The 13092-nt window shown below is 48.1% G+C and carries 10 protein-coding genes; 5 read left to right on the plus strand and 5 right to left on the minus strand.

Annotated features, from left to right (window positions below):
- The first annotated feature begins 39 nt into the window (after positions 1-39).
- The 3 genes from putA to PRUTH_RS12490 all read left to right on the plus strand — a co-directional run bounded on the left by putA (position 40) and on the right by PRUTH_RS12490 (position 7447).
- Complete coding sequence (gene putA / locus PRUTH_RS12480; RefSeq protein ID WP_151173399.1) at positions 40-3843, plus strand: bifunctional proline dehydrogenase/L-glutamate gamma-semialdehyde dehydrogenase PutA; 3804 nt, start codon at positions 40-42, stop codon at positions 3841-3843.
- A 129-nt stretch (positions 3844-3972) separates the two neighbouring features.
- Positions 3973-5184: a cyclic di-GMP phosphodiesterase gene (locus PRUTH_RS12485; RefSeq protein WP_151173400.1), complete on the plus strand. Its 1212-nt coding sequence runs from the start codon at positions 3973-3975 to the stop codon at positions 5182-5184.
- A 196-nt stretch (positions 5185-5380) separates the two neighbouring features.
- Positions 5381-7447, plus strand: a complete 2067-nt coding sequence (locus tag PRUTH_RS12490; protein WP_151173401.1) for a catalase — start codon at positions 5381-5383, stop codon at positions 7445-7447.
- 46 nt (positions 7448-7493) lie between these two features.
- Here PRUTH_RS12490 and PRUTH_RS12495 read toward each other — a convergent pair whose 3' ends face one another.
- Together PRUTH_RS12495 and PRUTH_RS12500 are read right to left on the minus strand one after the other, a co-directional pair.
- On the minus strand, positions 7494-8507 hold the full coding sequence (locus PRUTH_RS12495; RefSeq protein WP_151173402.1) for a general secretion pathway protein GspB: 1014 nt from the start codon (positions 8505-8507) through the stop codon (positions 7494-7496).
- Between the two features lie 11 nt (positions 8508-8518).
- Positions 8519-9436 (minus strand): ExeA family protein, encoded by a 918-nt coding sequence (locus tag PRUTH_RS12500; protein ID WP_022943364.1) that lies wholly within the window; start codon positions 9434-9436, stop codon positions 8519-8521.
- A gap of 158 nt (positions 9437-9594) precedes the next feature.
- Here PRUTH_RS12500 and PRUTH_RS12505 point away from each other — a divergent pair, with 158 nt between their 5' ends.
- Complete coding sequence (locus tag PRUTH_RS12505) at positions 9595-10695, plus strand: tRNA nucleotidyltransferase/poly(A) polymerase-related protein (protein ID WP_151173403.1); 1101 nt, start codon at positions 9595-9597, stop codon at positions 10693-10695.
- A 19-nt stretch (positions 10696-10714) separates the two neighbouring features.
- On the opposite strand, the gene PRUTH_RS12510 is transcribed toward PRUTH_RS12505, so the two are convergent.
- From PRUTH_RS12510 to folB, 3 genes are read right to left on the minus strand one after another with little or no spacing between them, the layout of a single operon-like run.
- Positions 10715-11518, minus strand: a complete 804-nt coding sequence (locus tag PRUTH_RS12510) for an undecaprenyl-diphosphate phosphatase (protein WP_045979264.1) — start codon at positions 11516-11518, stop codon at positions 10715-10717.
- Entirely contained in the window at positions 11515-11997 is a 483-nt protein-coding gene (gene folK / locus PRUTH_RS12515; RefSeq protein ID WP_045979263.1) for a 2-amino-4-hydroxy-6-hydroxymethyldihydropteridine diphosphokinase, read from the minus strand. The genes PRUTH_RS12510 and folK overlap by 4 nt, the downstream gene beginning before the upstream one ends.
- A gap of 2 nt (positions 11998-11999) precedes the next feature.
- Entirely contained in the window at positions 12000-12353 is a 354-nt protein-coding gene (folB, locus tag PRUTH_RS12520) for a dihydroneopterin aldolase (RefSeq protein ID WP_022943360.1), read from the minus strand.
- A gap of 135 nt (positions 12354-12488) precedes the next feature.
- Here folB and plsY point away from each other — a divergent pair, with 135 nt between their 5' ends.
- Entirely contained in the window at positions 12489-13082 is a 594-nt protein-coding gene (gene plsY / locus PRUTH_RS12525; RefSeq protein WP_151173404.1) for a glycerol-3-phosphate 1-O-acyltransferase PlsY, read from the plus strand.
- Positions 13083-13092: the final 10 nt, after the last annotated feature.

A 13092-nucleotide genomic window follows, 5' to 3' on the forward strand; every position in this document is an offset into this window, starting at 1 on the left:
AGTTGCTATTTTTAGACTCCATGATTTTGAGGGTTGCTTATGTTATTTGAAGGCAATTTGATTACTGAATGCCCTATCCGCCAGAAGATCCGTGACTTCTATCGCATTGATGAAAATGAAGTGATTGATCATATTTTACCACTGGCTGAAGTAGGCGTTACGGCACGCAGTCGCGCTTGGGAGCGCGCACGACAAATGGTATTGAATATTCGCAAGGACCAAGATGGTCAAAACGGTATTGATGCCCTGTTAAATGAGTTCTCCCTGTCGACTGAGGAAGGGGTGGTGTTAATGTGTTTGGCCGAAGCGCTATTGCGAGTGCCAGACAAAGAAACACAGGATAATTTAATTCGCGATAAACTCGCTAATGGCGACTGGAGTTCGCACTTAGGTAGCAGTGAGTCGCTATTTGTTAATGCCTCATCGTGGGGCTTGTTGGTCACCGGAAAAATGGTGAACTACACCGACAAAAACAAAGAAGAACAGTTTGGCCTGCTAAAACGCACCATGGGCCGCCTTGGCGAACCGGTGATCCGTAAAGCAGTGAACTATGCCATGAAGATCATGGGCAAGCAGTTCGTTATGGGGCAAACCATTGATGAAGCCATTGAGCGCGCCGAAGAGACCGAGCGCAAAGGCTATGTTTATTCATACGACATGCTAGGCGAAGGCGCCCGCACTATGGCGGATGCTGATCGCTACTACGACAGCTACGTCAATGCAATTAATGCCATTGGTAAAGCGGCCAATGGTCGCGGCCCAGTAAAAAGCCCCGGCATTTCCGTTAAATTATCAGCAATTCATCCACGCTACGAGTTCACCCACCGTGAACGCGTCATGTCAGAGATTGTGCCCAAGCTAAAAGAGCTTGCACTGTTGGCGAAAAAATACGATATCGGCCTCACCGTTGACGCCGAAGAAGCCGATCGCCTAGATATTTCTCTTGATGTCATTGAAGCGGTATACAGCGATCCTGATTTAGGTGACTGGCAAGGTTTTGGTCTGGCCGTACAAGCCTATCAAAAACGCGCTATTTTTGTTTGTGAGTGGCTTACAGAACTTGCTCGTCGCGTAGGTCGTAAACTGATGGTGCGTTTGGTTAAAGGCGCTTACTGGGACACCGAGATCAAAACCACACAGCAAGACGGTTTAGACCACTTCCCGGTTTTCACCCGTAAAGCCACCACCGATGTGTCGTACAAAGCCTGTGCTATCAAACTAATGGAAGCACGTGATGCGCTATTCCCTCAGTTTGCAACTCACAATGCTTACACTGCAGCGACCATTTTAGAAGTCGCCAAAGGTGACCATCACGGCTTTGAATTCCAGCGCCTACACGGTATGGGTGAATCTCTTTACGACCAAATTGTACTCAAAGAAAAGATTCAATGTCGTGTGTATGCGCCAGTGGGCCAGCATGAAGATTTGCTTGCTTACTTGGTACGTCGCCTGCTTGAAAACGGCGCCAACTCGTCATTTGTAAATGCCATTGTTGATACTAAGCAACCGGTAGAAGCACTGCTGCCAGATCCGGTAGAAACCCTGCAGGGTCTGCGTAATAAATACAACAAGCAGATCAAATTACCTATCGAGCTTTATGGTAGTGAACGCGCCAACTCAAAAGGCTTAGACCTGACTGATATCAATGCCATCACGCCGCTAAAAGAAAACCTTGATACCTGGTTCGAAGAACATCGTATTAGCGACGATCAGGTTGCTGAGGGTAACTTAGCAGTGCGTAACCCTGCTAATCACAAGGAAATCATTGGCCAATTGCATTTGCAAAGTGGCGAAGAGATGAAGACCTTATTGGAAAATGCCGAAAAAGAGTTTATCTCTTGGTCAGCAACGCCAGTAAAAGAGCGCGCAGACTTATTGCGTCGTGTCGGCGATATCCTTGAGCGCCACCATGATGAGCTGGTTGCCTTGTGTATAAAAGAAGCCGGGAAAGTGACCCAAGATGGCATCGATGAAGTTCGTGAAGCCGTAGACTTCTGCCGCTACTATGCAGCACGCGCCGAAGAACTCGCCGAGGACGAGCGTTTCGAGGCACGTGGCGTGATCCTCTGTATCAGCCCATGGAACTTCCCACTGGCTATTTTCCTTGGCCAAGTTGCAGCGGCTATCGTTACTGGTAATACCGTGATTGCCAAGCCTGCAGAGCAAACCAGTCTTATCGCTTTGCGCGCCATTGAACTGATGCATTCCGTCGGCTTGCCACAACATGTGGTGCAGCCAGTGATTGCTCGCGGTAGCGAAGTGGGTGAGCATATTGTTCCTGATGAGCGCATCCAGGCCGTGATGTTCACAGGTTCCACAGAAACAGGCACGCTGATTTCCCGCACTTTAGCGGCTCGTAATGACATTCAAGTGCCCTTGATTGCCGAAACGGGCGGTCAAAACTGTATGATTGTCGATTCGACGGCGCTGCCGGAACAGGTTGTTGATGATGTCATCAAGTCTGGCTTTCAAAGTGCAGGTCAACGCTGTTCAGCATTGCGCGTGTTATTTATTCAAGAAGATGTTGCCGATGGCATGATTGAGATGCTCAAAGGCGCATTGGCCGAGTTGCATGTGGGCGACCCTGCCTACCTGTCTACCGACATCGGGCCGGTGATTGATGAAAAAGCACTGAAAACCCTCAACGATCATGTTGAGTACCTCAAAGGCAATGCGACCTTGCATTATGAATGTGCGATTCCTAATAACAGCGAGAACGGCGCGTACTTCTTTGCCCCGCGACTGTATGAAATCAAAGATTTATCGGTGCTCAAGCGCGAAGTGTTTGGCCCTATCGTGCATATCGTTCGCTACAAAGCCAGTGAGTTGGACGATGTGATCGATCAAATCAATGGTACCGGCTATGGCCTGACCATGGGTGTGCACTCTCGCATTGAAGAGCGCTGCCAGTATGTCGCTCGTCAATCTCGTGCCGGTAACGTATACGTTAACCGCAATATGATTGGCGCTATCGTTGGTGTGCAACCATTCGGTGGCCGAGGCCTGTCTGGCACCGGACCAAAAGCCGGTGGCCCTAACTACTTATTGCGCTTGGTCAAAGAGAAGGCCTCGCCTGATAACGTGCAAATGACTGATTTGCCACCTGATGAGCGTGATCTTCACCATTACTCCGGCGCCAGCGAGAAAGTTGAAGAGCTGATGAGTAATTCATTACGCGATGAGAAGATTTGGCGCGCTACCGCGTTGAATGATCGTGTTTCGGCATTGCGTCAGTTACTGGCGAAGTTGGCGACGGTAGAGATCCTCGATGAGCTAGCCGATGACTTGGCAATGACCTTGAGCGATGCCAGAGCACAAATCAACCGTATCGAAAAGCGGATGAAACGCCACAAAGAGCTACCAGGACCAACAGGGGAATCAAACACCCTGCACCTCGAACCTCGTGGCTGTGTCGTGTGTTATGCCGATAAGAGTACGTCCTTTAATTTCTGGGCTATCTCTATCATCACCGCATTAGCGGCCGGTAACACAGTGATCACTGTGGCCTCAGAACTGTTCTATGAAGAAGCGCAAGCATTCAGAGATAAGTTCGTTGCCACAGGCGTTGCCGAAGGCGTGTTGCAGGTAGCAAAACCCAATCAGCTACAGGCAATTTTGGCTCACCGTCACCTAGCCGGTGCCGTAGTAGCCGCACGCTCATCGCGTTTAGGTTACTTCGCGCAGCAACTCGCGGGCCGTAAAGGCGCTATCCTGCCAGTGATCAGTGCCGAGTACTACGACACACTGATTAATCGTCTACTGACCGAAAAAACGATCAGTATTGATACCACCGCATCAGGGGGCAACACGTCACTGATGACGCTCGTGGAAGACGACGAATAGTTATAACTAAGCTATTGATTAAAAAGGCGCCGTCGGCGCCTTTTTTATTGCCTGCAGCAGTAATTGTTGCTACCTAGCAAGGGGAAACTTTGCTATGTTTTAAGGAAGAGTTCATAAAGCGGTAAATCAATGCACGATACCATCTCCATCAATCAGCTTAAGCCCGGTATGTTTGTTGTTCAGGTCAGCAAGCAATCAGGCTCTGTGAAAATAAAAAATCAGGGCTGGGTAAAGACGCAAACCGCGATTGATAAGTTAAAAAAAGTGGGTGTGCAGGAAGTCATTATCGATCCTGACAAGACGCTACAGCGCAAGAAACCAAGCAAAGAAGCACAACCAAAACCCACTTCAACGGAGTCTGCAAAGCCGCAGAGCAGCGATCCTTGGGCGAGCAGTGTAAGCGTTGAAAGCGAACTTAACAAAGCACAACGCCTATACAGCGAAGCTAAACAGTTACAAAGCAAAGCTTTTAAAGATATAAAAGCGGGCCGCAAGATTGATGTGGGACCTTTCAAAGACGTAGCCAAAGGCTTTATGGATTCGGTGTTTCGCAATCAAGATGCGCTGGCCTGTCTTACTCGTTTACGGGAAAAAGATGCCTACTTGATGGAGCACTCTATTAATGTCTCCATCTTGATGACTATTTTCGCCAAACACTTGCGCCTCGATACTGACACCATTCATGAGTTAGCCACTGGTGCTTTACTGCACGACATTGGCAAAATAAAAATCCCCGATGAGATTTTACATAAACCGGGGCGCTTAACTGAGCAAGAGTTCGCGGTCATAAAAGACCACGCCCGCTTCAGTAAAGAAATCTTAGAACAGTCAGGCCTAACCGGCATTGCCGTCGATATTGCCGGGTTTCACCATGAACGCATTGACGGCACTGGTTACCCTTTCGGCAAAAAAGCTGAGGAGATCAGCCAGTATGTGCGTATGGCATCAATAGTCGACGTTTACGATGCGCTAACCGCCGAGCGCGTTTATAAAGAAGGCATGACCCCAATTCAGGCATTTAAAATTCTCAAAGATGGCGTCCCCAATAGCTTTGATGGTGAGTTATTAAACCGCTTTATCCAATGCATTGGCGTGCACCCCGTAGGCACCTTGGTGAAGCTCACCAATCATAAGGTGGGAGTGGTGTCGCGCAGCAACCCTAATGACCCTCTCAAACCTCAGGTAAAAACCTTCTACAACGCTAAACATGCCCATTACACTCAGGTTGAGGATATAGATTTAACCCGTGCTCGCGCCAACGAAGAGCTCGAAGCAGCCGTTAAACCTGAGCTTTTCAACATCGACCTAATGCGTTTTTTCAAGCACTCGCTGATGCCTTAAAAAGAACTATACAGGGTGCTGAGCGGCATTGTTGAAAAAGTTACAGCGCCCTGTGCAACTTGTTCCCATTTTCTTTCCTTCTAAAAACGAAAACAACGCTGAAAGCCAAGCAATACCCGCTGACTTTGTGATGGTCCCTATTTTGCTACCAACTCATTATTCACTCTACTTTTGAAATGAGCAATAAGGATGGCAAATGGCTGAATCATTCAAATACCAAGGCAATAAAGGCAGTGGTGGTGAGCTTCACCAAAAAGCATCAGAAAAGCACCCAACGATGACCACAGCTCAAGGCTGCCCGGTAAGTGATAATCAAAACTCACTGACCGCCGCTAAGCGTGGCCCAGGACTGCTAGAAGATCATGTGCTACGTGAGAAACTATTTCATTTTGATCATGAGCGTATCCCTGAACGAGTGGTGCATGCTCGTGGTTACGGTGCGCACGGTTACTTCGAGACGTATGAGTCACTCTCGCAATTAACCTGTGCTGACTTATTTCAACGTAAAGGTGAGAAGACTCCAGTTTTTGCTCGCTTTTCAACTGTTGCTGGCAATAAAGGCTCACCTGATTTAGCGCGTGATGTTCGTGGCTTTGCAGTAAAATTCTATACCCAAGAAGGTAATTGGGATTTAGTGGGAAATAACATTCCGGTATTTTTCATTCAAGACGCAATGAAATTCCCAGACCTCATTCATAGCGCTAAGGCAGAGCCGGACAGAGGGTTTCCGCAGGCACAAACGGCTCATGACAACTTTTGGGATTTTATCAGTCTTACGCCGGAGTCCATGCACATGGTTATGTGGGCCATGTCGGACCGCGCTATCCCCCGTTCACTGCGCTTTATGGAAGGTTTTGGCGTGCATACCTTTAAGTTTATCAATGCCGAGGGAGAGGAAAACTACATTAAATTTCATTGGAAACCAAAACAGGGGATGCAATCAGTGGTTTGGAACGAAGCACTGAAGCTGAACGGCGCAGATCCCGACTATCATCGTCGTGATATGTGGGAATCGATTGCCAACGGCGACTACCCCGAGTGGGAGCTAGGGGTTCAGGTATTCAGCCAAGAGTTTGCTGATCAGTTCGAGTTTGATGTGCTCGATGCCACCAAGTTTATTCCCGAGGAGCAAGTGCCGGTGCAAATAGTTGGCCGCATGGTACTCAACCGCGCCGTTGATAACTTCTTTGCAGAAACAGAACAAGTTGCTTTTTGTACACAAAATATTGTCCCGGGATTAGATTTTACTCCGGACCCATTGTTACAGGGGCGCAATTTTTCGTATCTAGATACGCAAACTAAGCGCTTAGGGGGCCCTAATTTTACTCATATCCCAGTGAACGCCCCAAAATGCCCAATGGCTCACTTTCACCAAGATGGTCATATGGCCATGCACAACCCTAAAGGCCGCATAAACTATGAGCCGAACTCTTGGCAAGAGCATGAGCATAATCCTCGAGAGTGTCCAACAACAGGATATAAAAGCGCTTCAGGGCATACAGACGGCGATAAGCTTCGTTATCGTTCAGAGACCTTTGCCGATCACTATAGTCAAGCAAGGCAGTTTTACCTCAGTCAAACGCCGATAGAGCAAGCTCATATTCACTATGCTCTGGTATTCGAGCTATCTAAAGTAGAGCACCTTGCCATTCGTGAGCGCGTGGTCTCACACTTACTTAATATTGATACCACCTTAGCTAATGAGGTCGCCGATGGTCTACGTCTACAAACTATGCCGGAGCCCGCACAAGCAGCTATGCCCACTCGAGATGATTTACCTACATCAGATGCATTGAGTATTTTGAAAAATACTGCGCACACTTTTGCTGGCCGAAAACTGGGGATTCTAATCAGTGATGGTTTCGATTTAACACTTTTTAAAGCGCTGACCACTGCATTAGATAACGAGGGCGCACGCTATGAAGTGATAGCGGCGCAGGTCGGAGGCGCAAAATCAAGCTGCGGCCATCATCAACAGGCTGATCAAGTTATCAACGGCGGGCCTTCTGTACTGTATGACGCTATAGCCATGTTAACAACCAAAGAAGGTGCTGAAAAGTTGGCTAACATTGCTGAGGCCAAGGACTTTATTAGTGATGCTCACGCGCACATGAAGTTTATCGGTTACACCGAGCATGTCTCGCCTTTAATCTCTGCCGCAGGCCTTGGACAAAGCAAAGACGAGGGTTGGATAGACTTCGGCTCGACTGATATTGCACAATTTGTCGAGCGGCTACGTCAGTTACGTTTTTGGCAGCGCTAAAATCCACTAGGGGAAGTGTTACGCACTTCCCCTTAATAGCTTACCGCTACGGCCAATCTTGCATTGCTTCGAGGCTAAATTCATAGTTATCAATGCTCAAAATGCTTTGCTCTGGGGTAATTTCTACGACCCGTAGACGACCCACAGAATCGCCCTCATACAGTTCGTAACCATTGATTTTTATCCACCGTTTGCTTTGCTCTGTGGCATAAATATGAGCTTGATAAACAAGTTTAGGAATACGGTTCTGTATGGTCTCAGGCAATAGCTCTATCGGATCTGCCATTGAGCTGGCGCGACTTGCGGTGGTAACTGAGTCATCGGTTTTCATATTTTCAGTGGCTGCCACGGCATCGGCAAATGCGCGTTTTAAATCATCAGATACCCCAGCTAATTGAGCATCATTTTGTTGCTCATAGGTGCGCTCAGCACCGCTGTCATTTTGATTGCTCAAGCCATTGTTGTAGCCGTTATTCATTTGCTTAGACTGTGGATAAGCATGGGTCTGTGCCATGGGCTGCCCAACCACCCTATATTGCCCTTGGTTTGCTGCTTGCGTATTCATGTTAGCCTGATAGTGAGGCTGCATTTGCATAGCGGTATTAGCCTGTGTTGGCACCCATTGCATGTAAGCCCCAGGTGCTGAATAAGGTTGGGTCATTTGCGGCATAACATACACAGGAACCATTTGCTGATAAGGGTGCACTTGCCCTGGCATTTGCAATGCTTGCATATTGACTTGTCCCGGGGACGTTGCCACATTTGCCTCGCTATCCGTGGCTGTAGTAGACGCTTGCTCAGTCGCGTCTGAGCGTTTTGCAGGCGATTCCGTCGCCGCTTTCGCTTGCTTGCTTGGGTGCTCCTGAGGCTGCGTGTGTAACTGCCATTGCTTACCGACAAAATACCCGATGGCCAAGGTAATCAGTACGATAACAACTAACAGCAAAGACCAAGTTAAACGTCGATAAAAGCGCAGCGCCTGTTGCTGCTCAAGGCCTTCGCCGGGAAGTTGTGCACCGGGGTTTTGTGATTGTTTGAGTGCATCTAATAACAGTGACATAAATAGTTGCCTTAAATGATGTAAGATAAGCCAATGCCCAGGGCAAATAGCATCATAATGCCACCGAGGGTGAAAATAAATCGCCAATGCCGACCTTGTTGGCGAGGCAGAGATTGCTCTGTTTCAGGCAAGGCTTCACGCGCAGCTTGCACAATAATACGCTTATTAATGTGATTCACCTGCGCCGAATACGCTCCTAATAAAGCTCGTTCACACAACAAGTTAATCAGCCTAGGGATCCCCCCTGTAAGTTGATGCACGTACTTTACAGCACCTTTGTCGAACAAGGTTTGTCGGCCCCCTGCTACCTTTAAACGGTGTTTTATATAAGCATCCACCTGAGTCAAAGCTAACGGCAATAAGTGATAGCGCGCGGTAATGCGCTGCGCAAGTTGGCGCAATTCATTGCGACGCAATAGAGTTTGCAGCTCGGGTTGACCCACAAGGATAATTTGCAGCAATTTTTTGTGGTTTGTTTCCAAGTTAGTCAGTAATCGCAATTGCTCTAACACTTGTGGAGCTAGATGTTGCGCTTCATCAATGATCAACATGGTATGACGCCCTTGCTGGTGATTATCCAGTAAGCGCGCTTTAATTAAGTCTGTCAGCACCTTCAGGGTGGCTTTTTCTGAGTCATACGAAATAGCCAATTCATCACAAATACTCGCCAGTAACTCCAGCTCAGATAAGGTTGGGTTAAGAATAAACGCAACCTGTGTAGAGTCTGGCACTTGCTCTAACATACAACGAGTGACGGTGGTTTTCCCCGTGCCCACTTCACCAGTCAGCAATACAAACCCGCCTGACTCCCCAAGCCCGTGCGTTAAATGGGCAAGCGCCTCTTTGTGACGTTCACTCAAATACAAGTATTCTGGATTCGGCGCAATAGAGAACGGCTTTTCGCTTAAGCCAAAATAGTCTTGATACACAAACAAGGTCCTTTGAGTTTGTCGCCCAGGTTAACTGCGCCGAGCAATCGCTGCGCACAGTCGTTTTTTATTATCGCGCCTATAATGACAAAAAAACGCCAGCGAGAAAACTCTGATACAATCATCACCATTAATAACAGCACAATAACGGAATGGGCATGCAAACCTACCTTGTCGGCGGCGCAGTACGAGATAAATTATTAGGCCGCAAAGTCAAAGAGTACGATTACGTTGTGGTCGGTGCAACGGTAGAGCAAATGAAGACGCTGGGCTTTACTCAAGTAGGTAAGGACTTTCCCGTTTTTTTGCACCCCAAAACCAAGGATGAGCATGCTCTGGCGCGCACAGAGCGTAAGCAGGGACAAGGGTACACCGGGTTTATTTGCGACTTTACGCCAGACATCACACTAGAGCAGGACTTAGCGCGACGCGATTTAACGGTCAATGCCATTGCTGAAGATGCTCAAGGTCAACTGATTGACCCTTGTCATGGCCAGAAGGACCTTGAGCAACGCATATTACGTCATGTCAGCCCTGCCTTTAGTGAAGACCCGCTGCGGGTGCTTCGAGTCGCACGCTTTCGCGCTCGTTACCATGAATTGGGCTTCACGATTGCTGATGAAACACTAACGCTAATGCGACAGATCGCCGCCAGTGGCGAACTTGCAAGCTTAACACCCGAGCGCGTTTGGTTAGAATGGCATAAGGCTCTGGAAGACGGCTATATCGACTGCTTCGTTGATGCGTTGTATCAGGCACAAGCTTTAACTGAATTATGCCCTGCACTCGCCACTCACTGGCCTGAGCAGCACGCTTGGCTAACCCCGCGTATTGATTACGCACGCCAGCAAAACTTAGCGGCTACTGTCCATTTCGCACTACTCATGTGTAAGCTCAGTCACGATGAACGCGCAGCCTTTTTCCAACATTTTCGCGTCCCTAATCAGTTTATTCACAGCGCTCAATTGTTGGCCCAACACCATCAGACACTGGCTCATTACGATGCTGAGATACTGCTAGAGCTATTTAATGCCATTGATTTATGGCGCCGCCCAGAGCATCTCAATCAATTACTGATAAGTTACGATGCCTACACCTTAGGCCAGTTTGATGCACAGCATCAAGTACGCCAAGCCGCGCACCATGCGCAACAAGTCAGTGCCCAAACCTATATCCAACAAGGGATCAGTGGCGCTGCAATTAAAACGGCTTTGCAGCAGGGGCGATTAGCGGCTATCCGCGAAGCTCTTGAGGGCTAAATAAAAAGGGCTAGTAGCACTAGCTATAAAGCAAAAAGGCCAGTAGCCCAACCCCTAAGATTAAGCGATAAATAACAAATGGCAGCATTCCCATGCGCTCAATGTATTTTAAAAATAGGAAGATACAGGCATAGGCGGCGACAAATGAAAGCCCTGCCCCGAGGGTCAGTGCCTGCCAATCAACTGCGGTGTCGCCTGTCGCCAACTGCACCGTTTTTATCAGTCCCATACCGCCAATAACCGGCACTGAGAGTAAAAACGAAAAGCGTGCCGCGCTTTGCTTATTTAAGCCCAAAAACAGGCCGGCGGTCATGGTAATACCTGAGCGCGAGGTGCCCGGGATCAGCGCAACAGCTTGCGCCACACCAATCAACAGAGCCGATTTCCAGTTCAGCTGATAAATATTCTTAGTTTCTTTGGCCTTAAAATCTGCCCACCACAAAACCAGACCGAAGAAAATGGTGGTAATGGCAATAACAATAGCAGCACGTAAGTGCTGTTCTATCAAGTCTTCAAATACTTGCGCCGCTAACCCAGCAGGAATGGTGGCCAGCAAAATGTACCAACCAAGGCGACTGTCATCGCTTGCGCCCTGAGAACCAAACGATTTAAACCAAGCAACAACAATATCGCCAATCTCTTTACGAAAATAAATCATCACCGCCAGCAACGAGCCGACATGCACGGCAACATCAAAAGCTAAACCTTGATCCTGCCAGCCTAAAAGCTGTGATGGCAAAATAAGGTGTGCCGAGCTGGAAATAGGTAAGAATTCAGTGAGGCCCTGTATAATGGCTAAAACGATGATCGCAAGAATGGTCATTCGAAAGCTACCTTCCATAGTTTTTGTTGAGATTTATCATAACCCTGCCAAAGCTCAGCGATGGTCGCTTGCGCAATGGGGTGGTAAAAATCCGGGGCTATTTCAAATAAAGGCCAAAGCACAAAAGCATTTTTAGTAATTTCATCTCGCGGTAGTTGCGCTGGCGTATCGCAAATCACATCGTCGTAAAAGAGTAAGTCGAGGTCCAACGTGCGTGGACTAAACTTTTTATCTGCCGGAGTACGGCCATGATCCCGTTCAATTTGCTTTAATAAAGCGCATACTTGATGCAGCGTCATATCGGTATCGACGCCGGCAACCGAGTTATAAAAGTTACTGCCATTAAAGCCGACCGCTTCACTTTCAAACACACTCGAGTGCTCTAAGGCGCCGAAATAATAGCGCAGCGCAGATAAACCTTTGCTTAAGTTTTCGTGCTTGTTGATATTAGAGCCCAAGCTAATGTAAATACGCGCCATAACTAGTGCTTACTACGGGTGATCATCACCCCCACCGTTTGTGCTTGTGGTACGGCTGCAGGCTTGCTGACTTTGATACTCACCTTATTAGTGGCAAACTCTGCTAGGATGAGTGCCGCTAACTGCTCTAGAAGTGTTTCCAGCAGCTCGACCGGTTTCGCAATACAGTGCTCGGTCACACGGCGGCTCACTTCGGCATAATCTATTGTCTGAGATAGGTCATCGCTGGCTGCCGCAGCAGCAATATCACAATCCATTTCGATGTCAAAATACAGGCTCTGTTTACATTCTTTCTCAAAGTCGTACACTCCTATTATGGTGTCGACCTTTAGTTGCGATATATAGACTTTATCCATCTCTTCGGCTCCAATGCCAGCTGGTCGGATACCTACGCGGCGTTAAACTCAGTACCCTGAGCCAGACAAACTGCTCAAATAAACAATGAGCGGCGATAATAGCCCAAAACGTACAATTAAAAAATAAGGATGACAGTGTTAGCGGCGTTAATGTGCATTTTTGCCTACCTCTTAGGCTCGGTCTCATCGGCAGTACTGATTTGTCATCTGTTTGCGTTGCCAGACCCAAGAAAAGCGGGCTCAAAAAATCCCGGTGCCACGAATGTTTATCGTTTAGGCGGCAGACTGCCTGCGGTGATGGTGCTGTGCTTTGATATTTTAAAAGGCACCATACCCGTATGGGGAGCCTACTTTATGGGCATAGATCCTATCTATTTAGGCTTGGTTGCCGTGGCCGCATGTTTAGGGCACATCTACCCACTCTTTTTTGGCTTTAAGGGCGGTAAAGCCGTGGCCACCGCCTTTGGGGCCTTACTGCCGATAGGTTTATCGCTCGGGGGATTGCTTATTCTTACTTGGGCCAGTGTCGTTGCGCTGACTCGCTATTCGTCGTTGGCTGCATTGGCAACCGTGTCGTTAGCGCCACTATACACTTGGTTGATAAAACCCTTATACACTTTGCCTGTCACGTTTTTAACCGTCGTCATTATTTTTCGCCACCGCGCAAATATGGTGCGTTTATTCAAAGGTGAAGAGCCAAAGGTTGGCGAGAAGAAAAAAGCCGAGTAACACTCGGCTA

This window comes from Pseudoalteromonas ruthenica (assembly GCF_008808095.1).
GTDB classification, from domain to species: Bacteria; Pseudomonadota; Gammaproteobacteria; order Enterobacterales; family Alteromonadaceae; genus Pseudoalteromonas; species Pseudoalteromonas ruthenica.